Source organism: Stenotrophomonas sp. YJH_SMC_20 (assembly GCF_059367845.1).
In genome coordinates this window covers 136,676-159,645 of the sequence record NZ_JCAFRG010000011.1, presented here as the reverse complement: position 1 = coordinate 159,645, position 22,970 = coordinate 136,676, and the positions used below count along the sequence as shown (strand labels likewise).

At 67.1% G+C, this 22,970-nt stretch carries 18 protein-coding genes; 10 read left to right on the top strand and 8 right to left on the bottom strand.

Annotated features, from left to right (window positions below; genetic code table 11):
• The first annotated feature begins 11 nt into the window (after positions 1–11).
• The 9 genes from AC5P6A_RS17560 to AC5P6A_RS17520 all read left to right on the top strand — a co-directional run bounded on the left by AC5P6A_RS17560 (position 12) and on the right by AC5P6A_RS17520 (position 9,632).
• On the top strand, positions 12–854 hold the full coding sequence (locus tag AC5P6A_RS17560) for a glycine zipper 2TM domain-containing protein (RefSeq protein WP_026347069.1): 843 nt from the start codon (positions 12–14) through the stop codon (positions 852–854).
• Between the two features lie 122 nt (positions 855–976).
• Complete coding sequence (locus tag AC5P6A_RS17555) at positions 977–1,519, top strand: GNAT family N-acetyltransferase (protein WP_019660420.1); 543 nt, start codon at positions 977–979, stop codon at positions 1,517–1,519.
• A 176-nt stretch (positions 1,520–1,695) separates the two neighbouring features.
• On the top strand, positions 1,696–2,352 hold the full coding sequence (locus tag AC5P6A_RS17550) for a glutathione S-transferase family protein (RefSeq protein WP_171952824.1): 657 nt from the start codon (positions 1,696–1,698) through the stop codon (positions 2,350–2,352).
• 62 nt (positions 2,353–2,414) lie between these two features.
• Positions 2,415–4,694: a thiamine pyrophosphate-dependent enzyme gene (locus AC5P6A_RS17545; RefSeq protein WP_155029826.1), complete on the top strand. Its 2,280-nt coding sequence runs from the start codon at positions 2,415–2,417 to the stop codon at positions 4,692–4,694.
• Positions 4,695–4,697: 3 nt separating this feature from the next.
• Entirely contained in the window at positions 4,698–6,641 is a 1,944-nt protein-coding gene (asnB, locus tag AC5P6A_RS17540; protein WP_171952823.1) for an asparagine synthase (glutamine-hydrolyzing), read from the top strand.
• A 66-nt stretch (positions 6,642–6,707) separates the two neighbouring features.
• Complete coding sequence (locus AC5P6A_RS17535) at positions 6,708–7,268, top strand: NADPH-dependent FMN reductase (protein ID WP_021203035.1); 561 nt, start codon at positions 6,708–6,710, stop codon at positions 7,266–7,268.
• Positions 7,269–7,480: 212 nt separating this feature from the next.
• Entirely contained in the window at positions 7,481–8,911 is a 1,431-nt protein-coding gene (locus AC5P6A_RS17530; RefSeq protein ID WP_021203036.1) for a replicative DNA helicase, read from the top strand.
• Between the two features lie 263 nt (positions 8,912–9,174).
• On the top strand, positions 9,175–9,387 hold the full coding sequence (locus AC5P6A_RS17525; RefSeq protein WP_021203037.1) for a hypothetical protein: 213 nt from the start codon (positions 9,175–9,177) through the stop codon (positions 9,385–9,387).
• A complete protein-coding gene (locus AC5P6A_RS17520) occupies positions 9,384–9,632 on the top strand; it encodes a hypothetical protein (protein WP_134735836.1) in 249 nt (82 codons plus the stop codon). The genes AC5P6A_RS17525 and AC5P6A_RS17520 overlap by 4 nt, the downstream gene beginning before the upstream one ends.
• Before the next feature lie 145 nt (positions 9,633–9,777).
• On the opposite strand, the gene lpdA is transcribed toward AC5P6A_RS17520, so the two are convergent.
• The 6 genes from lpdA to purB all read right to left on the bottom strand — a co-directional run bounded on the left by lpdA (position 9,778) and on the right by purB (position 19,983).
• Positions 9,778–11,214: a dihydrolipoyl dehydrogenase gene (gene lpdA, locus AC5P6A_RS17515; RefSeq protein WP_019660412.1), complete on the bottom strand. Its 1,437-nt coding sequence runs from the start codon at positions 11,212–11,214 to the stop codon at positions 9,778–9,780.
• Between the two features lie 63 nt (positions 11,215–11,277).
• Positions 11,278–12,477, bottom strand: a complete 1,200-nt coding sequence (gene sucB / locus AC5P6A_RS17510) for a dihydrolipoyllysine-residue succinyltransferase (RefSeq protein ID WP_019660411.1) — start codon at positions 12,475–12,477, stop codon at positions 11,278–11,280.
• Between the two features lie 41 nt (positions 12,478–12,518).
• The gene (locus tag AC5P6A_RS17505; RefSeq protein WP_019660410.1) at positions 12,519–15,350 is read right to left on the bottom strand and encodes a 2-oxoglutarate dehydrogenase E1 component; all 2,832 of its coding nucleotides are present in this window, start codon (positions 15,348–15,350) and stop codon (positions 12,519–12,521) included.
• A 187-nt stretch (positions 15,351–15,537) separates the two neighbouring features.
• Positions 15,538–16,434 carry a GNAT family N-acetyltransferase gene (locus tag AC5P6A_RS17500; RefSeq protein WP_346715085.1) on the bottom strand — a complete coding sequence of 299 codons (897 nt, stop codon included), beginning with the start codon at positions 16,432–16,434 and terminating at the stop codon, positions 15,538–15,540.
• Between the two features lie 11 nt (positions 16,435–16,445).
• Positions 16,446–17,861 (bottom strand): JmjC domain-containing protein, encoded by a 1,416-nt coding sequence (locus tag AC5P6A_RS17495; protein WP_180876626.1) that lies wholly within the window; start codon positions 17,859–17,861, stop codon positions 16,446–16,448.
• A 754-nt stretch (positions 17,862–18,615) separates the two neighbouring features.
• Positions 18,616–19,983, bottom strand: coding sequence for an adenylosuccinate lyase (purB, locus tag AC5P6A_RS17490; protein WP_019660407.1), 1,368 nt, complete (start codon positions 19,981–19,983; stop codon positions 18,616–18,618).
• Positions 19,984–20,275: 292 nt separating this feature from the next.
• Between purB and AC5P6A_RS17485 the strand changes: the two genes are divergently transcribed.
• Positions 20,276–21,703 (top strand): class II fumarate hydratase, encoded by a 1,428-nt coding sequence (locus AC5P6A_RS17485; protein ID WP_495222357.1) that lies wholly within the window; start codon positions 20,276–20,278, stop codon positions 21,701–21,703.
• Positions 21,704–21,808: 105 nt separating this feature from the next.
• Here AC5P6A_RS17485 and AC5P6A_RS17480 read toward each other — a convergent pair whose 3' ends face one another.
• Together AC5P6A_RS17480 and AC5P6A_RS17475 are read right to left on the bottom strand one after the other, a co-directional pair.
• Positions 21,809–22,234, bottom strand: a complete 426-nt coding sequence (locus tag AC5P6A_RS17480; RefSeq protein ID WP_032953534.1) for a hypothetical protein — start codon at positions 22,232–22,234, stop codon at positions 21,809–21,811.
• A 106-nt stretch (positions 22,235–22,340) separates the two neighbouring features.
• Positions 22,341–22,946, bottom strand: a complete 606-nt coding sequence (locus tag AC5P6A_RS17475; protein ID WP_495222356.1) for a YggN family protein — start codon at positions 22,944–22,946, stop codon at positions 22,341–22,343.
• Between the last annotated feature and the right edge of the window lie 24 nt (positions 22,947–22,970).

The following is a 22,970-nucleotide window of genomic DNA, read 5'->3' as shown; positions in this document are numbered from 1 at the left end:
AGGAGCAGGTCATGAAAAGCACAACTACAACTGTCCTGGTCGCAGCGGGCGCGCTGCTGGTCGGTGGCATCGCCACCGCCGCCTTCATGAAGAGTGGCGACAAATCGCCCGATTCCATCAGCGCCACCACCCCCAATGGCGAGTCGCGCCTGGTCGACGGCAGTGCCACCGACGATGGCGCACGTGGTGACAGGCTCGACCCGTCTGCGCCGCGTGGGCTGGAATACGCCGACGTGCTGAAGGTCGACCCGATCACCGAGAAGCAGAAGGCCTACGCCACTGTGATCGGCACCGATCCGGTGCGCGAGACTTCCACCACCCAGACCCCGCACGAGGTGTGCCAGGACGTGACCGTGCAGGAACGCCTGCCGGAGCGTGATGGCAACGTCGGTGGCACCGTGGTCGGCGCCGTGGTCGGCGGCCTGCTCGGCAACCAGGTTGGCGGCGGCAACGGCAAGAAGGCCGCGACCGCCGCAGGCGCGGTGGCCGGTGGCTTCATCGGCAACCAGATCGACAAGCGCCACGTGGGGGGCCGCGTGGTCAACCGCACCGAGCGCCAGTGCCACACCGAGACCGCCACCTCCGAGTCGAGCCGTGTTACCGGCTACAACGTGACCTACCGCAACGAAGACGGCACCACCGGTACCATGCGCATGGCCAGCAAGCCGGGCAACCGCATCGCCATGGGCACCAATGACGTGGTGAAGGGCTACAACGTGACCTACCGCTACGACGGCGCCGAGAAGACCGTGCGCATGGACAACAAGCCGGCCAGCGATCGCCTGCCGGTGGTCGATGGCCAGCTGGTCACGCAGACCGCTGCTGCCGGCGCCACTGCGGCCACGCGCCAGTAATCCAGAATACGTGCTGTACCCGACGGGCCGGCGCATGCCGGCCCGTTTCGTTGTGAGCGCGGCATTCATCCGTGTGGAGGCCGAATCCACCATCATGGTGGCCCCTTCGACATGGAGTCGGCATGAGCATCTTCGACCTGCGCCTGGAAACCGAGCGCCTGATCCTGCGCCCGCTGCGGCGCGAGGACTACGAACCCTATCTGGCGTTCTGCGCCGACGAGGAAACGATGCGCACCCTCGGTGGCGTGCAGCCGCCTTCGGTAGCCTGGCGCGGCTTCTGCAGCCTGGCTGGCGCCTGGCAGCTGTTCGGCTTCTCGATGTTCAGCGTGATCGAAAAATCCAGCGGGGACTGGATCGGGCGGATGGGCCCCTGGCAACCGCAGGACTGGCCGGGTACCGAGGTCGGCTGGGGCATCCGCCGCGCCAGCTGGGGCCGGGGCTATGCGCCGGAAGCGGCGGTCGCGGCGATCGACTGGGCCTTCGACACGCTGGGTTGGCACGAGGTGATCCATACCATCGCCGAGAACAACGACAACTCGCGGGCGGTCGCGCGCAAGCTCGGCAGCAGGTTGCTGCGCATGGGCGAATTGCCGCCGCCTTACAACGACAAGCCGATGCAGATCTGGGGCCAGTCGCGCGAGCAGTGGCGGCAACGCGCGCGCTGAGCGTTGCCTGATAGTGCCGGCCGCTGGCCGGCAACCATGTTGCGGCAGCATTCGTGCGATTGCCGGCCAGCGGCCGGCACTACCGGGGTGCCATGCTGCATCCGCGCTTGGCATTCCCTGGCGCACTTGCCAGACTGCACGCAGCCGGCCGCCGGCCGGATCCGATGGAGCAGGCAATGGTGGAAGAGCGCGTCCCGCTGACGGTGCATGGCATGTCGGTCTCGGGCAATTGCCACAAGGTCCGGCTGCTGCTTGAGCAGCTCGGGAGCCGTTACCGCTGGGTGGAAGTGGACAGTGCCCATGGCCAGACCCACACGCCCGAATTCCTTGCGCTCAACCCGAATGCCAAGGTGCCGCTGATCGTCCGCGACGACGGCCGCGTGCTGACCGAATCCAACGCGATCCTGTTCTGGCTGGCAGAAGGCACGCCCTACCTGCCCAGCGATGGCTGGGAGCGTGCGCAGGCGTTGAGCTGGATGTTCTTCGAGCAGTACACGCACGAGCCGTGCGTGGCGGTAGCGCGCTTCATCCGGGGCTGGACGGCGCCCGACTCGCCACGCCGTGCCGAACTGCCACGCCTGCGCGAGCGTGCCGCCACCGCGTTGGCGGTGATGGAGCAGCACCTTCGCCAGGCGCAGTGGTTCACCGGCAGCAGCTACGGCATCGCCGATATCGCCCTGTTTGCCTACACCGACGTGGCAGGCGAGGGCGGCATCAGCCTGGAGCCATTCCCCGAGGTGCGCGCCTGGCTGCAGCGCGTGCGTGCGCAGCCGCGCTTCCTGCCGATGCCGGCGGTGACCGCCGAGGTGCGCTCGCGTTTCGAGGCGGCTTGATGCCCACAGGGTAGCGCCCGGTATTGCCGGGCGGAACGCAACAACGACACGGAGGGTGTTCGATGTTCGCTGTGGTTCCGGATCCGATTCCCGCACGCATGCGGGGGCTCAACCGCGCCGAGGTGTGCGACGTCAATTTCCTTGAGGCGGTGCGCGGGTGGCGCGGGACGCCGCGCCCGCGACCCGCGGCAGATGCTCCGATCCTGCCCGGCAGTACGCTCACCGCTGCCGCCTTCGATGAACTGTTCGACTCGCAGCTGGCCAGCCGCCAGCTGGACCTGATGGCGCGCGTGCTGCGCGTGCAGAACAAGGTCTTCTACACCATCGGGTCGTCCGGCCATGAAGGCAACGCGCTGCTGGCGCGGGCCTGCCGGCACACCGATCCTGCCTTCCTGCACTATCGTTCCGGCGCCTTCATGGCCGAGCGTTCGCGCCAAGTGCCGGGCATCGACCCGTTGCGCGATGCTGCGCTTTCCTTCGCTGCCTGCGCCGATGATCCGGCCAGTGGTGGCCGCCACAAAGTGTGGGGCAGCAAGCCGCTGTGGGTGCTGCCGCAGACTTCGACCATCGCCTCGCACCTGCCGAAAGCGCTGGGCACCGCGCTGGCCATCGAGAGTGGCAAGCGGCTGGCGCAGGCGCTGCCGGTTCCCGCCGACAGTATCGTGCTCTGCTCGTTCGGCGACGCCTCGGCCAATCACGCTACCGCGCAGACGGCGTTCAACACCGCGATGTGGGCGGCCTACCAGAAACTGCCGGCGCCAATCCTGTTCGTCTGCGAGGACAACGGCCTGGGCATCTCGGTGAAGACCCCCGATGGCTGGATCGCCGAGCGCTTCAGCCACCAGCCGGGGCTGGACTATTTCTTCGCCGATGGGCTGGACCTGGCCACCGGGCACGCCCAGGTGCAGGCTGCGGTGGAACACTGCCGGCGAACGCGGCGACCGACTTTCCTGCATCTGCGCACCACGCGCCTGATGGGCCACGCCGGCACCGACTTCGAAGTGGAATGGCGGGCGTTGCCGGAGCTGTGCGCGGCCGAGGCGCAGGATCCGCTGCTGCGCTCGGCGCAGATCGCACTGGAGTCGGGCTGGATGGATGCGGCGGCGATCGAGACGGCCTACGAGACGATGCGTGCGCGCTGCATGGCCGCTGCCACCGAGGCTGAAGGCGGGGCGAAGCTGGGGTCGCTGCGGGAGGTGATGGCGCCGCTCGCACCGTACACGCCGGCAGCGGTGCAGGCCGAAGCGCAGCGCGAGGTCGCTGCCGAAGCGCGCGAGGCACTCTATGGTGGTATCGAGGCATTGCCCGAACGACAGGCGCCGCGGCATCTGGCGATCCAGATCAACCACGGCCTGCAGGAATTGCTGGCGAAGTATCCGCAGAGCCTGCTGTTCGGCGAGGACGTGGCCCAGAAGGGCGGTGTGTACACTGTCACAAAGGATCTGCTGCGCCGCTTCGGGCCACGCCGGGTGTTCAACACCCTGCTGGACGAAACCATGATCCTGGGCATGGCGCAAGGCCTGGCCAACATGGGCATGCTGCCGATTCCGGAAATCCAGTACCTGGCCTACCTGCACAATGCCATCGACCAGTTGCGTGGCGAGGCCTGTTCGCTGCAGTTCTTCTCCAACGACCAGTACCGCAACCCGATGCTGCTGCGGGTGGCCGGGCTGGGCTACCAGAAGGGCTTCGGCGGCCACTTCCACAACGACAACTCGATCACCGCCCTGCGCGACATCCCCGGGCTGGTGGTCGGCTGCCCGTCGCGCGGCGACGATGCGGTGATGATGTTGCGCACGCTGGCGGCGCTGGCCCGGGTGGATGGGCGCGTGGCCGTGTTCCTGGAGCCGATCGCGCTGTACATGAGCAAGGACCTGCATGAGCCGGGCGATGGCCAGTGGCTGTTCGACTATCCGGCCCAGGGCCGGGCACTGGTGCCGGGCGAAGGCCGTGTTTACGGGCCGGAGGCGGGCGATCTGGTGGTCTACACGTATGGCAACGGCGTGCCGATGGCGTTGCGCGCAGCGCGAGCCATCGGGCAGCAGCTGGGCTGGCAGGTGCGGGTGGTCGACCTGCGCTGGCTGGTGCCGCTGGATGCCGGCTTCATCGCCGCCCAGGCCGCCAGCGCACGGCGGGTGCTGGTGCTGGACGAGGGCCGGCACAGTGGCGGGGTGGGCGAGGGCGTGGTGACCGCACTGGTCGAGGCCGGTTTCGGCCATCTGCCACTGCGCCGGGTCTGCGGTGCCGATACCTACACCCCGTTGGCGGGGGCAGCAATGTTCGGGCTTCCAAGCGACAATGCGGTGATTGGCGCCGCCCTTGAACTGGCGCAGGAACCTTGATGCATGTGTGGATTGGCGGGAATGTTGTTGCCGGCGCCTGTGGCGTCGGCCGAGCTACTGCAGGCGCAGGTGCTGGCCATGGGCGAAGCGCTGCACCATCGCGGGCCGGATGATGGCGGCAACTGGGTCGATGCCGGTGCAGGCATCGCGCTGGCACACCGTCGCCTGAGCATTCTCGACCTGTCGCCGCTGGGCCACCAGCCGATGGCTTCGGCCGACGGCCGCTATGTGATGGCGTACAACGGCGAGGTCTACAACTTCGCTGCCCTGCGTGCAGAACTGGAGCCATTGGGGCATGTCTTCCGTGGTCACTCCGACACCGAGGTGCTGCTGGCAGCGATCCTGCAATGGGGCATGGAAGACACCCTGCAGCGCTGCAACGGCATGTTCGCCATCGCGCTGTGGGACCGCCAGCAGCAATGCCTGTGGCTGGCCCGCGACCGCGTTGGCAAGAAGCCGTTGTACTACGGCTGGGCCGGGGACACCCTGGTGTTCGGCTCCGAACTGAAGGCGCTGTGGCAGCACCCGGCCTTCGACAACGACATCGACCGTGACGCACTGACCCTGCTGCTGCGGCTGGACTACATTCCAGCCCCGCACAGCATCCACCAGCGCTGCTACAAGCTGATGCCGGGCCGCGTGCTGCGCCTGGATGCCGAAGCCGTGGCGGCGGGCGCTTCGGCGCATCGCCCGGAACAGGCGCAGCGCCCCTACTGGGATGCACGTGCACGCATGCAGGCGGCGCTGGCTGCGCCGTTCCAGGGCCGCATCGAGGAGGCCGAGGAGCAGCTGGACGGGCTGCTGCGCGACGCAGTGGCGCTGCGCATGGTGGCCGACGTGCCGGTGGGCGTGTTCCTGTCCGGGGGTACCGATTCGTCGCTGGTGGCGGCGCTGATGCAGGCGCAGAGCGGGCAGCCGGTGCACAGTTTCAGCATCGGATTTACCGATTCGAGCCACGACGAGGCGCCGCTGGCCAAGGAACTGGCCGCGCACCTGGGCTGTGACCACACCGAACTCTACGTGAGTGGCGCCGATGCACTGGCGGTGGTGCCGCAGTTGCCGGCGATGTTTGACGAACCCTTCGCCGATGCCTCGCAGGTACCGACCGCGCTGGTCGCCCGGCTGGCGCGGCAGGGCGTGACCGTGGCGCTTTCCGGCGATGGTGGCGATGAACTGTTCTTCGGCTACACCCGCTATGTGCGCGCGCTGCGCAACTGGCAGATGCTGGGGCGCGTGCCTGGGCCGCTGCGGCGCTGGATGGGCGCGCGCTCCCAGCAGCAGGGCGAGGCCTCGCGTACCGGCGGCCTGGCCGCGCTGTTGGCCGAGTCCGGCGCGCGTGGCATCGGTGACGTGTACCGCAACCGCATCTCGCGCTGGCGCGACCCGACAGCGGCAGTGCCGGGCGCGCAGGCTGCCGGCAGCTTCTATGATCTGGCCGATCCGTTGCACGGCGCCGGCACACCGGCCGACGCGATGATGCTGGCCGATTACCTGACCTACCTGCCGGATGATCTGCTGTGCAAGGTCGACCGGACCTCGATGGCGGTCAGCCTGGAAGCGCGCGCACCGTTGCTGGATTCACGCGTGGCCGAGTTCGCCTGGTCGCTGCCGCTGGGCTTCAAGCGCAGTGAGACCACCAGCAAGGTGCTGCTCAAGCGCGTGCTGGGCCGTTATGTGCCGCAGTCGATGGTGCACCGTCCCAAGCGCGGTTTCGGCGCACCGGTCAGTGACTGGCTGAAGGGCGACCTGCGGCCGTGGGCCGAAGACCTGTTGCAGGCGGCACGGCTGGAGCGGGAGGGCGTGCTGTCGGCGGCCGCCATACAGCCGCTGTGGCAGCAGTTCCTCGGCGGCCAGCGCAAGTGGCATACCCATCTGTGGAACGTGCTGATGTTCCAGGCGTGGCAGGCGCATTGGCGGCAGGTGCGCGCGGGCGTGACGGGCGGCTGATCTTCACCGGCCTGCAAGGGCCCGGCGACTAGGCTGGTGCTCCCGCACCGTGAGGAGTATGTCCCGATGTCCGTCCCCACCATCGCCGTGTTCGTTGGCAGCCTGCGCAAGGATTCCTGCAACCGCAAGCTGGCCCATGCGCTGGAGAAGCTCGCCGGTGATCGCGCGCGCTTCCAGTATGTGCAGATCGGCGATCTGCCGTTGTACGACCAGGATTTCGACGCCGATTATCCGCCGCAGGGCACCCGGCTGAAGGACCAGGTGCGCGCCGCCGACGCGGTGCTGTTCGTGACACCCGAGTACAACCGGTCGGTGCCCGGCGTGCTCAAGAACGCCATCGATATCGGATCGCGCCCGTATGGTGACAGTGCGTTTGCCGGCAAGCCGGCGGCGGTGATCGGCGCCTCCATCGGCCAGATCGGCACCGCCGTGGCCCAGCAGCATCTGCGCAACAGCCTGGCCTTCCTGGACATGCACGTGCTCGGCCAGCCAGAGGCATTCATTCATTTCAAGGACGGCCTGATCGATGCCGACGGCACGGTCCACAACGAGGGCACGCAGAAATTCCTGCAGGGCTATATGGACCGGTTCCTGGCGCTGATCGCGGTGCACGTCAAGGGCGATTGACGCCAGCGGTCGACACCCCCATCTGCGATAATGCGTGCTCGGGCGCCGCAACGGCGCCCGTCGCAGGCAGTGCGACGCTCCCACGCCAGTCTGGCCAGGTACCGGCGGATATCCCCCGTTTTCCCACGGTTTATCCACAGGCTTGTCCATCGCCGCCGGGGGCAGCACATGCCTACACTCGTCTCGCCCACTTTTGCAGGAAACATCGCAGCATGTCCGCTCGCCCCGGCTTCCGTTCCAACCGCAGAGAGCGCGGTGATGGCTTCGATCGCGAACGCGACGAGTCGCGCATCGACCAGCTGCGGGTACCGCCGCATTCGGTGGAAGCCGAGCAGGCGGTGCTGGGTGGCCTGATGCTGGCCCCGGAGGCCTACGACCGGGTCAATGACCAGCTGACCGAAGGCGACTTCTACCGGCGCGACCACCAGATGATCTATCGCGCAATCCGTGAGCTGTCCGAGCGCGAGCGGCCGTTCGATGCGGTGACCTTGGGCGAGTGGTTCGAATCGCAGGGCAAGATGGAACTGGTGGGTGATGGCGCCTACCTGGTCGAGCTGGCCAGTACCACGCCGTCAGCCGCCAACATCGTGGCCTATGCCGAGATCGTGCGTGACAAGGCGGTGCTGCGGCAGCTGATCCAGGTCGGCACGGATATCGTCAACGACGGCTTCCAGCCCGAAGGGCGTGACAGCAGCGAGCTGCTGGCCTCGGCAGAAAAGAGCGTGTTCGCCATCGCCGAACAGGGCGCACGCGGCCGTACCGATTTCGTGGCGATGCCCGGTGCACTGAAGGATGCCTTCGAAGAGCTGCGCAGTCGTTTCGAGAATGGCGGCAACATTACCGGCCTGCCGACCGGTTATACCGATTTCGACGCAATGACCTCCGGCCTGCAGCCGACCGACCTGATCATCCTTGCCGCGCGCCCGGCCATGGGCAAGACCACCTTCGCACTGAACATCGCCGAGTACGCAGCGATCAAATCGAAGAAAGGCGTGGCCGTGTTCTCGATGGAAATGTCGGCCGCGCAGTTGGCGATGCGCCTGATTTCCTCCAATGGCCGCATCAACGCGCAGCGCCTGCGTACCGGCCAGCTGGAAGACGAGGACTGGAGCCGTGTCACCAGCGCAATCAAGATGCTGAAGGAAACCAAGATCTTCATCGACGACACGCCCGGCGTGTCGCCTGAAGTGCTGCGTTCCAAGTGCCGCCGCCTCAAGCGCGAGCATGACCTGGGCCTGGTGGTGATCGACTACCTGCAGCTGATGAGCGTGCCGGGCAACAGCGAGAACCGCGCGACTGAAATCTCGGAAATCTCGCGTTCGCTGAAGGGCCTGGCCAAGGAACTGAACGTTCCAGTGATCGCGTTGTCGCAGCTCAACCGCTCGCTGGAAACGCGTACCGACAAGCGCCCGGTGATGGCCGACCTTCGCGAATCGGGCGCAATCGAGCAGGACGCGGACATGATCGTCTTCATCTACCGCGACGATTACTACAACAAGGAAAATTCGCCAGACAAGGGCTTGGCCGAGATCATCATCGGCAAGCACCGTGGTGGCCCGACCGGTTCGTGCAAGCTGAAGTTCTTTGGCGAATACACCCGATTCGACAACCTGGCCCACGATTCGGTCGGTTCGTTCGAGTAACGGTCGTGCCGGCCGTTGGCCGGCAACCGCCATCGGGCGCTGTAGAGCCCAAGGCAGCGGCAGGAGCCGCTGTCGGCGCCCCCGTGCAGCGCCGGTTCCATGCGGTCGCCACGAAGCGCAGCCGGGCATGGGCTCGGCGTTGCACCGGCGCTGGGTCGGTTTCATCGCCCCCAGCCCGGTTTCGTCGCAAACCGTTTGCGCGCGGCAAGGGCAGGGCGCCAACGTGTCGGCAGGCGGCAAGGTGCCGCCACAAGGAGACCGTGATGAAGACCCTGTTCGCGCTCGGTGTGTGGTGCGTGCTGTTCGTGCTGTGCTGGCCGCTGGCGGTCCTCGCCCTGATCGCGTGGCCGTTTGTCTGGTTGCTGAGCCTGCCGTTCCGCTTGGTCGGCATCACGTTCTCGGCGCTGTTTGCGTTCCTGCGCGCGCTGTTCATGCTGCCCGCGCGCCTGCTCGGCGGCGGCCCGGTGGCGGCATGAGGGCGGTGATGCTGGTCGCGCTGGCATTGCTTGCGGGGCCGGCACCGGCCACACCGGTGTCACCGTCGTCCGCATGGCTGGAACGACAGCAGGCCGCCGCTGCCGATGAGGCGGATGCTGCAGCGGCCAGGGCGGTCAAGCCCAGGGAGCGCTGCCGGGTGGTGAAGGAGTGGAAGGCGGGTGGAACCGTGGTCCAGCACCGCATCTGTGACGATCCGCCGAAGAAGCCGGCCGGAAAGGTGTAGCGCCGAGCCCAATGCTCGGCGGCCTGTGCAGGGCAGCCGAGCGTGGGCTCGGCACTACAGGGAAATGAGCAACAAAAAACCCCGCCGAAGCGGGGTTCCTTGCATCCGGCCATGCCGGCCAGCGGCCGGCACAACCCGCGAACGATCAGTTCGCCTTGTGGATGGCGCGCTTGCTGACCGCCATCGCCGCGTCGTGGATCACTTCCGACAGCGACGGGTGGGCGTGGCAGATGCGGGCCAGGTCGTCGGCCGAGCCGCTGAATTCCATGGTCAGCACGCCTTCGTGCACCAGCTCGGAGACGTTGGCGCCGACCAGGTGCATGCCGAGGATGCGATCGGTTTCGGCATGGGCCAGGATCTTCACGAAGCCCGCCGGCTCGATCATCGCCACGGCACGGCCGTTGGCGGCGAACGGGAAGCTGCCGGCCTTGTACGGAATGCCCTCGGCCTTCAGCTGGGCTTCGGTCTTGCCGACCCAGGCCAGTTCCGGCTCGGTGTAGATGACCCACGGAATGGTGTCGAAGTTGACGTGGCCCGGCAGGCCGGCGATCAGCTCAGCCACCGCGATGCCTTCCTCGAAGCCCTTGTGCGCCAGCATCGGGCCGCGCACGCAGTCGCCGACCGCCCACACGCCGTCGACGCCGGTGTGGCAGTGCGCATCGACTTCAATCTGGCCGCGCTCGTTGACCTTGACGCCGGTGCCTTCGGCCAGCAGGCCCTTGGTGGCGGCGCGACGGCCCACGGCCACCAGCAGCTTGTCCACGGTCAGGGTCTTTTCGCCTTCGGCGTCGGTGTAGGTGACGATGACTTCCTTCTTCTTGCCCTTGCCGGTGATCTCGGTCTTGGAAACCTTGGCATTGAGCTTGATGTCCAGGCCCTGCTTCTTGAACTCCTTGGCAGCGGTCTTGGCCACTTCGGCGTCAGCAGCGGCCAGGAACTCCGGCATGGCTTCCAGGATGGTCACTTCAGCGCCCAGGCGCTTCCACACGCTGCCCAGTTCCAGGCCGATCACGCCGGCGCCGATCACCGCCAGGCGGTTCGGCACTTCGGTGAAGTCCAGGCCGCCGACGTTGTCGACGATGGTCTCGCCGTCGAACTTGGCGAACGGCAGCTCGATCGAATCCGAACCGGCCGCGATGATGACGTTGGTGCCCTTCAGCTCGACTTCCGAACCGTCGTGCTGCTTCACCTTGACCACGTTGCCTGGCTGCAGCTGGCCGAAGCCGTAATAGGCGGCGACCTTGTTGGCCTTGAACAGCATGCCGATGCCGCCGGTGAACTGCTTGACGATCTTGTCCTTGCGGCCAATCATCGCCTCGACGTCGATCTTGGCATCCTTGAAGCTGATGCCGTGGTCGCCAAAGATGTGGCCCATGTTCCAGAACTGGCGCGAGGAATCCAGCAGCGCCTTGGACGGGATGCAGCCCACGCGCAGGCAGGTGCCGCCGAGGGCCGGCTTGCCGTCCTTGCCCAGCGCTGCGTCGATGCAGGCGGTCTTCAGGCCCAGCTGGGCCGCGCGGATGGCAGCGTGGTAACCGGCCGGGCCGGCACCGATGACGACGACGTCGAATTGTTCAGCCATTGAATTATTCCTTGATGCATTACCAGAACCCCTCCGCGCAGGCGCGGAGGGGCGGGAGGTTTCTTACAGGCCGAACAGCATGCGGCCCGGGTTTTCCAGCTGGTTCTTGATGTCCACCAGGAACTGCACCGAGTCCTTGCCGTCGATGATGCGGTGGTCGTAGGACAGCGCCAGGTACATCATCGGCGCGATCACGACCTGGCCGTTCTGGGCGATCGGACGCTCCTTGATGGCGTGCATGCCCAGGATGGCGCTCTGCGGCGGATTGATGATCGGGGTCGACAGCAGCGAACCGAAGGTGCCGCCGTTGGTCACGGTGAAGGTGCCGCCCTGCAGTTCTTCCAGGCCCAGCTTGCCGTCACGTGCCTTCTTGGCGTAGTCGGCGATGGTCTTCTCGATGTCGGCGAACGACATGCGCTCGACGTTGCGCAGGACCGGCGTGACCAGGCCCTTCTCGGTCGACACGGCGATCGAGATGTCCGAGTAGCCGTGGTAGATGATGTCGTCGCCGTCGATCGAGGCGTTGACCAGCGGGAAGCGCTGCAGCGCGTTGGCAGCGGCCTTCACGAAGAAGCTCATGAAGCCCAGCTTGATGCCGTGGGCCTTGACGAACTCGTCCTGCAGCTCCTTGCGCGCGGCCGAAACCTTGGACAGGTCGACTTCGTTGAAGGTGGTCAGCATGGCGGTGGAGTTCTTCGACTCCATCAGGCGCTCGGCAATGCGCTTGCGGATGCGGGTCATCGGCACGCGCTCTTCCGGACGTGCGCCACCGGCCTTGCCGGCGCCGCCGTTGCGGGCGAAGTTGACGATGTCTTCCTTGGTCACCGCGCCACGACGGCCGGTGCCGTCGACGTCGGCCGGGTTCACGCCTTCGGTGATGGCGGTGAAGCGGGCGCCCGGCGGCAGCGCGTCGGCGGCCGACTTGGCAGCCGGGGCCGGCGCAGCGGCAGCGGCCGGAGCAGCGGCGGCCGGTGCGGCTTCAGCCTTCTTCTCTTCAGCGGCCGGGGCCGGAGCCGCAGCTACGGCGCCTTCTTCGATGATCGCCACGACCTGGCTGGAGGTCACGGTATCGCCTTCCTTGAACTTGATTTCCTTGAGCACGCCGTCAACCGGCGACGGCACTTCCAGGACGACCTTGTCGGTTTCCAGGTCAAGCAGGTTTTCGTCGCGCTTGACGGCGTCGCCCACCTTCTTGTGCCAGGTGGCGATGGTGCCGTCGGCGACGGATTCGGGCAGTACCGGGGCTTTGACTTCGGTGGCCATTGCGGGAGCTTCCTGGTTTGTCTTCTAAATAGGGGGGAGAGTTATTCAGCGACCTGGTCGTTGAACGGGTTGACCAGTGCGTCGGCGATCAGCTGCTGCTGCTCGCGGACATGGTCAGCCATGTGACCGGCAGCCGGCGAGGCCGAACGTGCGCGACCGGCGTAGTGCAGGTTCTGGCCATCGGCCAGGCAGAACTGCAGGTGGTGGCGGATCTGGTACCACGCGCCCTGATTCTGCGGTTCTTCCTGCGTCCACACCACGTCGGTGGCCTTGCCGTACTTCTTCAGCTCGGCAGCCAGCAGCGCACGCGGGAACGGATACAGTTGCTCCACGCGGATGATCGCCACGTCGTCCTGGCCACGCTTGGTCTGGTCCTCCAGCAGGTCGTAGTAGACCTTGCCCGAGCACAGCACCACGCGCTTGACCTTCTTGGCGTCGGCATTGGCGTCGCCGATCAGGTGCTGGAACTCGCCGTTGGCCAGCTCGTCGAGGGTCGACACCGCCAGCTTGTGGCGCAGCAGGGACTTCGGCGACATCACCACCAGCGGCTTGCGGGTGGTCATGTGCAGCTGGCGACGCAGCATGTGGAAGGCCTGGGCCGGAGTCGACGGCACGACCACCAGCATGTTCTCCAGCGCGCACAGCTGCAGGAAGCGCTCCAGGCGCGCCGAGCTGTGTTCGGGGCCTTGCCCTTCATAGCCGTGCGGCAGCAGCAGGGTCAGGCCGGAAATGCGGCCCCACTTGGCTTCACCGGCGGCGATGAACTGGTCGATCACCACCTGGGCGCCGTTGGCGAAGTCGCCGAACTGGCCTTCCCAGATGCACAGCGTGTTCGGATCGGTGGTGGAGAAGCCGTATTCGTAGGCCATCACCGCTTCTTCGCTCAGCAGCGAGTCGATGACGGTGGCCTTCTCCGGCGAATCCACCAGCTGCCGCAGCGGCATGTAGTAGTTGTCGGTCTTCTGGTCGTGCAGGATCGCGTGGCGGTGCGTGAACGTACCGCGGCCGACGTCCTGGCCGACCAGGCGCAGTGCATGGCCTTCGTCGAGCAGGGTGGCGTAGGCCAGGTTCTCGGCAAAGCCCCAGTCGCCCGGAATCTCGCCGGCGGCCATCTTGCGGCGGTCGTCGTAGACCTTGGCCACGCGCGAGTGCAGCTGCACTTCGTCCGGGATGGTGTTGATCAGCCTGGCCAGTTCGACCAGCTTGTTCTTCTCGACCTTGGTCGAGACCGGGTCGGACAGCTTGCCTTCCAGCAGCTTCGGCCAATCGACGAACAGCGGGCTGCTCGGCGGGGTCTTCTCGACCTTGGCCAGTTCGGTGGTCACTTCACCGGCGTCCAGCTTCTCGCGGTAGGCATCGACCATCGCCTTGCCGGCACCGGCGGCGATCACGCCTGCCTTCTCCAGCTGCTCGGCGTACATCTCGCGGGTGGTCGGGTGCTTGCGGATCACCTGGTACATCAGCGGCTGGGTGATTGCCGGTTCGTCGGCCTCGTTGTGGCCCCAACGGCGGTAGCACATCAGGTCGATGACCACGTCCTTGGCGAACTTCTGGCGGAACTCGAAGGCCAGCTGCGCGGCGAACACCACCGCTTCCGGATCATCGCCGTTCACGTGCAGTACCGGCGCGGCGATCATCTTCGCCACGTCGGTGGCATAGCGCGTGGAGCGCGTATCCAGCGGGTTGGAGGTGGTGAAGCCCACCTGGTTGTTGACCACGATGTGCACGGTGCCACCGACGGCGAAGCCGCGGGCCTGCGACATCTGGAACAGCTCCATGACCACGCCCTGGCCGGAGAAGGCCGCGTCGCCGTGGATCAGGATCGGCATCACCTGCTTGCGGGCGGTGTCCTTGCGGCGCTCCTGGCGCGAACGCACGGAACCGGCCACGACCGGGTCGGCGATTTCCAGGTGCGACGGGTTGAACGCCAGCGCCAGGTGCACCGGGCCGCCTTCAGTGGCGACGTCGGCGGAGAAGCCCATGTGGTACTTCACGTCGCCGGCCGAAGCGTGCTCGTCGTGCTCGAACTTGCCCTCGAACTCGTCGAACAGCTTGCGCGGGTTCTTGCCCAGGGTGTTGACCAGCACGTTCAGGCGGCCGCGGTGGGCCATGCCGATCACCACGTCCTTGACGCCATCCTTGCCGGCGCTGCGGATGATGGTGTCCATCATCGGGATCAGCGAGTCGCCGCCTTCCAGCGAGAACCGCTTCTGGCCGACGTACTTGGTGTGCAGGTAGCGCTCCAGGCCTTCGGCCGCGGTCAGGCGCTCCAGGGTGCGGCGCTGGGTGTCAGCGTCCAGCTGGTAGTTGCCACCGGCCGCTTCCAGCTTCTTGTAGATCCACTGGCGCTGCTCGACCTCGGAGATGTGCATGAACTCCGCACCGATCGAGCCGGTGTAGGTCGCCTTCAGGCGTGCCAGCAGGTCGCGCAGCTTCATGCGCGGCTGGCCGCCGACGCCGCCGGTGCTGAACTCGCTGTTGAGGTCGGCATCGGACAGGCTGTGGAACGGCAGGCCCAGGTCCGGGGTGTTGACCGGTGCGGCCAGGCCCAGCGGGTCCAGGCGGGCGTCGAGGTGGCCACGGGAGCGGTAGGCGGTGATCAGACGACCGACATTGCGCTCGCGCTCGTCGCCCGCACCGCTGCCGGTGCCAGCTTTCAGCGCATCCTTGGCCGCGTCCGCGATGTGGGAGATGACGGCCGAGTGCGGAATGTCACCTGCTTCACGGCCCTTGAAGCCATCGAAGTAGGTTTTCCATTTGGGATCGACACTATCCGGGGAGACCAGGTACTGCTCGTACAGGTCCTCGACATAGGAGGCGTTGCCGCCGGCGAGTTGCGAAGATTGCGCAAACTGCTTCAGTTGATTGTCCACGATGGAGGGTGTTGATTCGCTTTGTGGGGTATGGCTTCAGAAGGACCCGGCAGGAATGATGAATAGCCCTGCGCGGGCGCGTTCAAACAGCCAAATTGTACCCCCAACGGGCCACGAAGGGGCATTGCCGCGGGCAACCCGCGTCCTCGGGTGCCGGTTCCAGACAGGTTGGGTCGGCGGCGCCGGCTCAGATGCCGAGCGCGCGCAGTTCGCTGTAATCGCGCGAACGGTCCCAGACACGCAGCAATTGCTGCTCGAACGGCTGCGAACGTGCAGGCAGTGCGATGCCGGCCTCGCCGTCGAGGCGATGGCCGATCAGACGAAAGTAGAAGTCGCCCGCATCGTTGAGCAGGCAGGCCGAGGCCAACGCACGGTCGACCGGATCGCTGACCTCGCGGAACCGGACCACGCTGGGCAGGCGCTGGGCCAGCGCCAGCAGTGGGGCGCCGGCAGCGGCGATCGCAGCGGCATCGTGCACGATCACCCGCAGCTGCTTGTCGTGGCGGGCAGTGACGAAGCGGCGCAGCGCGGCCTGCACCGTAGGCGTGTCGAGCAGGCCCGGGTCGAGCTGGCGGCTGTGCAGCCACAGCTGGCGACGGGCGCGGTGAATGACGGCGGTAGTGGCCGCCACGGCCTCGGCGCGGCTGTCGATGGCGCTGGCCGCGCCCAGCCGCCGCCGCATCTGCTGGTGGCCGATGCCGGCCTCCTCGAACACCTCGCCCTCGGGCAGGAAGCCCTGGCGGACATAGAAGTCGCGGGCGGGCAGCTGGGCGTGCAGGTGCAGTTCGGCCAGGCCGAGCCGGCGCCCGGCCTCCACCAGTGCCTCCAGCAGGGCCTCACCGACGCCCTGGCTGCGATGGTCGGCCAGCACCGCCATGCGACCGATGCGGCCATCGGGGGCCAGGCGGCCGGTGCCGACCGGCAGGCCTTCGGCGTCCAGCGCCAGCACATGGGCGCTGACCGGGTCCAGCGCGTCGCGTTCCAGTTCGGCGGCGATGCCCTGTTCCTGCACGAACACGCGTTGGCGCACGTCGTGGATGGCAACGTGGGCGTCGGCGTGGCTGACCTGCTGGACCCGGACCATGGCGGCAGGGCTCAGGCGCGACCGTCGTCGCTGTCGTCTTCGTCGTGATCCTCGAAGTTGACGATGACCTCGACGCCGTCGTCGTGCACGGTCACGGTGTGGACATCGTCGGACACCGCGTCGGCGTCGATCGCGTCGACACGGTCACGGCCTTCAACCACTTCGCCGAGCACCACGGCGTCTTCGCCGTCATCCTCATCTTCAGCGTCATACACCTCGTTCGGATCGATCAGCTGGAACACGCCACCGGCCAACAGCTGCTGGACCACCGCGCGGCCCTTGTCGGACAGGCCGCGATAGGCGGCGGCATCGAGCTGCTCGGCGCCGGCCAGGCGCTGCGCGTCCTTCACCGGCAGCGCGAAGTCCTGGCCGCTGACGTACAGGCTGGCGCCACGCTTGGCCCGGCGCCAGGCCAGGCGCGCCCAGGGGTGACGCTGCAGCAGCAGGCCTGAGGCCAGGGCCTGGACCACTTCCTCCGGTGCGGGAGCGGCCTGGTGAGCCATCACTTCGCCGGCGGCGCGGTAGGTGGTGATGAAACGGCCGAACCAGTCACCCAGCTTGTCCGGGTCGTTCATGCGGATGGCGTTGAGCGCGGTGATCACCCGCGCCATCGCCACCGTGTCGATCTCGTTCGGGTCGGCCGGCACCTTCAGGTCGGCATCCTGATAGCGGATGTTCTCGTCGGCATCGGCAATCAGGGTGTCCAGGTAGTCGCTGATCAGCTCGGCCGAGGACGGCGCACGCATGCCGAAGGAGAAGGTCAGGCAGGGGTCTTCGGCGACGCCGTGGTGCGGCACGTTCGGCGGCAGGTAGAGCATGTCGCCCGGCGCCAGCACCCAGTCGTGGGTGGGCTTGAACACCTTCAGCAGCTTCAGCTCCACGTCCGGGCGGAAGCCCAGCGGCGGCTGCCTGCCCTTGATCGATTCGCTGGCATCGATCTGCCAGCGGCGATGGCCGTGGGCCTGCAGCAGGAACACGTCGTACTGGTCGACATGGGCGCCGACCGAGCCGCCGGTGGCGGCGAAGCTGATCATCACGTCATCCATGCGCCAGCGCGGCAGGAAGCTGAAGTGCTCGATCAGGGCGCGCACGTCCGGGTCCCACTTGTCCACGTCCTGCACCAGCAGGGTCCAATCGTGGTCGGGCAGGGCGGGGAACACGTCTTCCTGGAACGGGCCGGTACGCACGCGCCAGCCGTCCTGGGTCTTGTCGTGCTCGATCAGGCGCGCCAGCACGCCTTCCTCGCAGGCCAGCCCGGCCAGGTCTTCCGGCTGCACCGGGGTCTGGAAATTGGGGAAGGCGTTGCGGATCAGCAGCGGGCGTTTCTGCCAGAAGTCGCGCAGGAAGGTGGCCGGCGCCATGCCCAGCGGCTGGCCGGGGCGGGCGGTGACTTCGATCAGGGGGGCGGAGGACTTGCGGGCGGCCATGGGGGAATCCTTGCAGCGGAAAGCGGGAGGGGCGGCGCGGCGGGCCGCCAAGGTCTCCATTGTCCGACGTTCGTGGGGATTGCGCACGTGCGCGGGTTTGTCGCGGGGTGTCCGGCCAACGGCGGAGCCCCTCGTGGCGACAGCTTGGTAGGGTCGACTGTTAGTCGACCGGCTTCATGGGCTTGGCCGGGCGGGTGGGCTGCGCGGAGGACGCTGCAAGTACGTCCCTGTAAGCTTGGCCGCCGCATCCATGCGGCGGACACCCCCGCGCAGCCCACCCGCCCGGCCCCTGACAGTTTCCTGCGCGGCCCGCCACGGAATGGAAGAAGAAAATCAAAGGCAAGAGCGGGTCGCGCGCTGCGCTTGCTCGTGTAGAGCCGAGCCCACGCTCGGCTTGCTGTTGCCCACGCCCAAAAGCAGCCGAGCACGGGCTCGGCTCTACAAAAGACCCTCAAACAAAGACGGACGCGGCGAAGCCGCGTCCCTCTTTCAAATTCCGCCCCGACAACCCCACGCTCTTCGATCCGTCACCGGAAATCTGTCAGAGGTGGGGCGGGAGGGGTCAGCGGGACCGTTGGCGCCATGGATGGCGCCATCGAGCCCCCATGGATGGGTTTACGGCGTGTCCCGCTGGCCCCTCCCGGCCCGCCCAGCTAGCAGCAATCCAGAGCCGCTCTTGACGTTGCTATTGCTGTTGCCGTTGCCGTTGCCTGCCGCAGGCAGCGCCCGCGGCCGCCGCCGCAACGGAAACCTCTTAGATCTTCTTCGCCAGCGACTCGGCCAGGCCGGTGTAGCTGCCCGGGGTCATCTCCAGCAGGCGCTGCTTCGCATCCGCCGGCAGCTCCAGCCCCTGCACGAACGCACGCATCGACTCAGCCGTGATGCCCTGGCCGCGGGTCAGCGCCTTCAGCTGCTCGTACGGGTTCGGCAGGCCATGGCGGCGCATCACCGTCTGCACGGCCTCGGCCAGCACTTCCCAGGCCGCGTCCAGATCGGCATCCAGGCGCTGCGGGTTCACTTCCAGCTTGCCCAGGCCCTTGGCCAGCGAATCCAGCGCCACCTGGCTGTGGCCGAACGCGGTGCCCAGTGCACGCAGCACGGTGGAATCGGTCAGGTCACGCTGCCAGCGGCTGATCGGCAGCTTCGCGCTGAAGTGCTCGAACAGCGCGTTGGCGATGCCGAAGTTGCCTTCGGCATTCTCGAAATCGATCGGGTTGACCTTGTGCGGCATCGTCGACGAGCCGACTTCGCCTTCCTTCAGGCGCTGCTTGAAATAGCCCAGCGAGATGTAGCCCCAGATGTCGCGGGCCAGATCGATCAGGATGATGTTGGCGCGGCGTGCGGCATCGCCGATCTCGGCCACGTTGTCGTGCGGCTCGATCTGCGTGGTGTACGGGTTGAATACCAGGCCCAGGCCGGTCACGAAGCGCTCGGCGAAGGCCGGCCAGTCCACGTCCGGGTAGCTGGCCACGTGGGCGTTGTAGTTGCCGACGGCACCGTTGATCTTGCCGGTCAGTTCGACCGCGGCGATCTGCCGGCGCTGGCGTTCCAGGCGAGCGACCACGTTGGCCAGTTCCTTGCCCAAAGTGGTCGGCGAGGCGGTCTGGCCGTGGGTGCGCGACAGCATCGGCTGGCCGGCCTGGGCGTGGGCCAGGGTGCGCAGGGTGCTGGCGATGCCGTCCAGGGTCGGCAGCAGCACCTCGCGGCGGGCCTGTTCCAGCATCAGGCCGTAGCTGAGGTTGTTGATGTCTTCGCTGGTGCAGGCGAAATGCACGAATTCCAGCGCCGGCGCCAGCTCGGCGTCATCCTTCAGCTGTTCCTTGATGAAGTACTCCACCGCCTTGACGTCATGGTTGGTGGTGCGCTCGATCTCCTTCACGCGCGCGGCCTGGGCCGGGCTGAAGCGGGCGGCCAGGTCGCGCAGGCGGGCGACGGCGGCGTCGGAGAACGGCGCCAGTTCGACGATGCCCGGTTCGGCGGCCAGCGCCAGCAGCCATTCCACCTCGACCGTGATGCGGGCCTTGATCAGGCCGTATTCGGAGAAGATCGGGCGCAGCGCGTCGACCTTGCCGGCATAGCGGCCATCGAGCGGGGACAGGGCGAGCAGGGCGGAATCGGACATGTCGGCAGGGCTGGGACGAGCGGCGGGGCCGATATTCTACGACGTGCCGGCGGGGCGTGCCCTGTAGAGCCGAGCCCACGCTCGGCTGCTTCGGAGAATCCGGCGCCCTGCGGGAAGCCGAGCATGGGCTCGGCTCTACAACACGGCCCTGCGGACGGAACGTTCTGGCCCGTCCTCGTCATCCCACGCTGCGGGCAAGGGAGTATCGTTGGCGCAGCCGCCAGCCCGGGAAGCGACACCCTGCCAGCCGCCGCTTCCCTTTCCCCAACTGAAGTAGTGCGGAGTTGATGCAATGAGCAAAGCTGCAAGCAAGGGTTTCAGAATCGAACACGACAGCATGGGCGAGCTGCAGGTGCCTGCGGACGCCCTGTGGGGCGCCCAGACCCAGCGTGCCGTGCAGAATTTCCCGGTGTCGGGCCAGCGCATGCCGCGCGGTTTCATCCGTGCCCTGGGCCTGGTCAAGGGCGCTGCCGCCGGCGTCAACGCCGAGCTGGGCCACCTGCCGAAGAACGTGGCCAAGGCCATCCAGACCGCTGCTGCCGAAGTGGCCGCCGGCAACTGGGACGCGCACTTCCCGATCGACGTCTACCAGACCGGTTCGGGCACGTCGTCGAACATGAATGCCAATGAGGTCATCGCCACCCTGGCCAACCGTGCCGGCAAGGCGGGCAAGACCACCGTGCATCCCAATGACCACGTCAACCAGGGGCAGAGCTCCAACGACGTGATCCCGACCGCGCTGCGCGTGTCGGCGGTGCTGGCGACGCACGAACAGCTGCTGCCGGCGCTGGTGCACCTGCGCAAGACCCTCGACAAGAAGGGCCGCAGCCTGCGCAAGGTGGTCAAGACCGGCCGTACCCACCTGATGGACGCGATGCCACTGACCTTCGAGCAGGAGTTCGGCGCATGGTCGGCGCAGCTGGCCTCGGCGCAGGAGCGCATCGAAGACAGCCTCAAGCGCGTGCGCCGCCTGCCGCTGGGTGGCACCGCCATCGGCACCGGCATCAACGCCGACCCGCGTTTTGGCGCGCAGGTAGCCAAGGCACTGAAGCAACAGACCGGTTTCAAGTTCGACAGCGCCGAGAACAAGTTCGAGAGCCTGGCCGCGCAGGATGATGCCGTGGAACTGTCGGGCCAGCTCAATGCACTGGCCGTGGCGCTGATCAAGATCGCCAATGATCTTCGCTGGATGAACGCCGGTCCGCTGGCCGGGCTGGGCGAGATCGAACTGCCGGCACTGCAGCCGGGCAGCTCGATCATGCCGGGCAAGGTCAACCCGGTGATTCCGGAAGCAACCGTGATGGCGTGCGCGCAGGTGATTGGCCACCACACCGCGATCACCGTGGCCGGGCAGACCGGCAACTTCCAGCTCAACGTCACCCTGCCGCTGATCGCGGTGAACCTGCTGGATGGCATCGGCCTGCTGGCCAATGTGTCGCGGCTGCTGGCCGACAGCGCGATTGCCGGGCTGAAGGTGCGCCAAGACCGTGTTGCCGAGGCGCTGTCGCGCAATCCCATCCTGGTCACGGCACTGAACCCGATCATCGGCTACGAGAAGGCAGCGGCCATTGCCAAGCGTGCCTACAAGGAACAGCGCCCGGTGCTGGACGTCGCGCTGGAAGACAGCGGCCTGCAGGAAGCGGAACTGCGCCGCCTGCTGGACCCCACCGCGCTGACTGCCGGTGGCATCCACGCGGGGGGCGGTGGCGGCGGCGGTTGATGCGCCGGTCGTAGGGCCGAGCCCATGCTCGGCTGCTTCCTGGACCTGAGCCGGGCATGGGCTCGGCTCTACAAGAGGAAACGCCGCCCAGGGGGCGGCGTTTTTTCAGCGACGGTCGGCGACGATGTTGCCGAAGGTGTCGGTGTAGTCCTTGAACTCGGGGATGCGCTGGACCAGGTCGGCCGGGATCACTTCCATGCCTTCCGGCGGCTGGATCTTCACCGGTTGCATGTTGGGATCGGCCGGGGCGGCGACCAGGGTGTTCTGGCGCAGTACCTGCAGCCGGCCGAACATCGTCTGCAGCATCTGCTTCTGCCCTTCGTCGAGCGGGATCTGGATCTCGTCCACCTTCATCGTGCCATCGCCGAGGATGATGATGTTCGGTGCCGGCGGGCGACGCACGGTCACCATCCCTTCGCTGACGGAAATCTTGGGCTTGCCGCGCTCGGCGCGGTGGTTGCGGTAATCCTTGTCACAGCCGACCAGGCCCAGGCAGAGCAGGGCGGCCAGCAGCAGGAACAACTTCTTCATGGCATTCGGTTCGGGGGCGTCCGGGGCCGACATTGTAAGCCGGTCGGCACGTTACGGCCGGCAGCGGGGCGCCGCTGCCGGCCGGGTGCGCTGATCTGTCACAGGCCTAGCGCTGGACCACGGTGTCCTTGCCGCAGTCGTCGACGTCACTCTGGTCCATCGTGGCGTACGGCCTGAACGCGGGCAGCGATGCGGCCAGCGCCTGCTGGCTGGCCAGCATCGCCGGCATGCGGTTGCAGATGCGCTTGGCCTGGGCTTCGATCTTCTCCGCCTCGGCATTGATCCGCTTCTCGATGCCCTCGCTGTCGCCGCTGAAGATGCCCTTCAGGGCCTCTCCGGCAGCACTGGCGCCGAGCTTGGCACCGGCCAGGCCGACATCCATGCCGTCCATTGCAATGGCAACGACGTGGCCGCGGTATTCCAGCAGCTGCCGGCGCTGGGCCTCATCGGCCGGCACTTCCTTGCCGCCGATCATCAGCCGCCCGTCCGGCGTGATCTCCGCACGCGGCTGCTTGTCGGCCGAGATCTTGATGTTGCCCTGGGCGATGTCCTTGCGGGCATCGTCCATGGCCTCCTTGACCGTCTGGCCGACCCCGCTGGTCGCCTCGGCCACGCTTTTGCCGACGGTGGTATCAGGCGTGGAGGACGTGCCGCCGCATGTGATCAGCGGCAGGCACAGCAGGGTGGCAGGCAGCAGGCGCAACAGGTTCATGGTGTTCCCCTGGTAGTGTCTGGA

Excerpts from the sequence above, each read along its gene's own strand:
- AC5P6A_RS17495 (WP_180876626.1), bottom strand. The coding sequence starts at position 17,861 with ATGGCCGCCCGCAAGTCCTCCGCCCCCCTGATCGAAGTCACCGCCCGC.
- AC5P6A_RS17545 (WP_155029826.1), top strand. The coding sequence starts at position 2,415 with ATGTTCGCTGTGGTTCCGGATCCGATTCCCGCACGCATGCGGGGGCTC.
- AC5P6A_RS17555 (WP_019660420.1), top strand. The coding sequence starts at position 977 with ATGAGCATCTTCGACCTGCGCCTGGAAACCGAGCGCCTGATCCTGCGC.
- AC5P6A_RS17500 (WP_346715085.1), bottom strand. The coding sequence starts at position 16,434 with ATGGTCCGGGTCCAGCAGGTCAGCCACGCCGACGCCCACGTTGCCATC.
- AC5P6A_RS17475 (WP_495222356.1), bottom strand. The coding sequence starts at position 22,946 with ATGAACCTGTTGCGCCTGCTGCCTGCCACCCTGCTGTGCCTGCCGCTG.
- purB (WP_019660407.1), bottom strand. The coding sequence starts at position 19,983 with ATGTCCGATTCCGCCCTGCTCGCCCTGTCCCCGCTCGATGGCCGCTAT.
- lpdA (WP_019660412.1), bottom strand. The coding sequence starts at position 11,214 with ATGGCTGAACAATTCGACGTCGTCGTCATCGGTGCCGGCCCGGCCGGT.
- AC5P6A_RS17480 (WP_032953534.1), bottom strand. The coding sequence starts at position 22,234 with ATGAAGAAGTTGTTCCTGCTGCTGGCCGCCCTGCTCTGCCTGGGCCTG.
- AC5P6A_RS17560 (WP_026347069.1), top strand. The coding sequence starts at position 12 with ATGAAAAGCACAACTACAACTGTCCTGGTCGCAGCGGGCGCGCTGCTG.
- AC5P6A_RS17530 (WP_021203036.1), top strand. The coding sequence starts at position 7,481 with ATGTCCGCTCGCCCCGGCTTCCGTTCCAACCGCAGAGAGCGCGGTGAT.
- AC5P6A_RS17535 (WP_021203035.1), top strand. The coding sequence starts at position 6,708 with ATGTCCGTCCCCACCATCGCCGTGTTCGTTGGCAGCCTGCGCAAGGAT.
- AC5P6A_RS17485 (WP_495222357.1), top strand. The coding sequence starts at position 20,276 with ATGAGCAAAGCTGCAAGCAAGGGTTTCAGAATCGAACACGACAGCATG.
- asnB (WP_171952823.1), top strand. The coding sequence starts at position 4,698 with ATGTGTGGATTGGCGGGAATGTTGTTGCCGGCGCCTGTGGCGTCGGCC.
- AC5P6A_RS17550 (WP_171952824.1), top strand. The coding sequence starts at position 1,696 with ATGGTGGAAGAGCGCGTCCCGCTGACGGTGCATGGCATGTCGGTCTCG.
- AC5P6A_RS17520 (WP_134735836.1), top strand. The coding sequence starts at position 9,384 with ATGAGGGCGGTGATGCTGGTCGCGCTGGCATTGCTTGCGGGGCCGGCA.
- sucB (WP_019660411.1), bottom strand. The coding sequence starts at position 12,477 with ATGGCCACCGAAGTCAAAGCCCCGGTACTGCCCGAATCCGTCGCCGAC.
- AC5P6A_RS17525 (WP_021203037.1), top strand. The coding sequence starts at position 9,175 with ATGAAGACCCTGTTCGCGCTCGGTGTGTGGTGCGTGCTGTTCGTGCTG.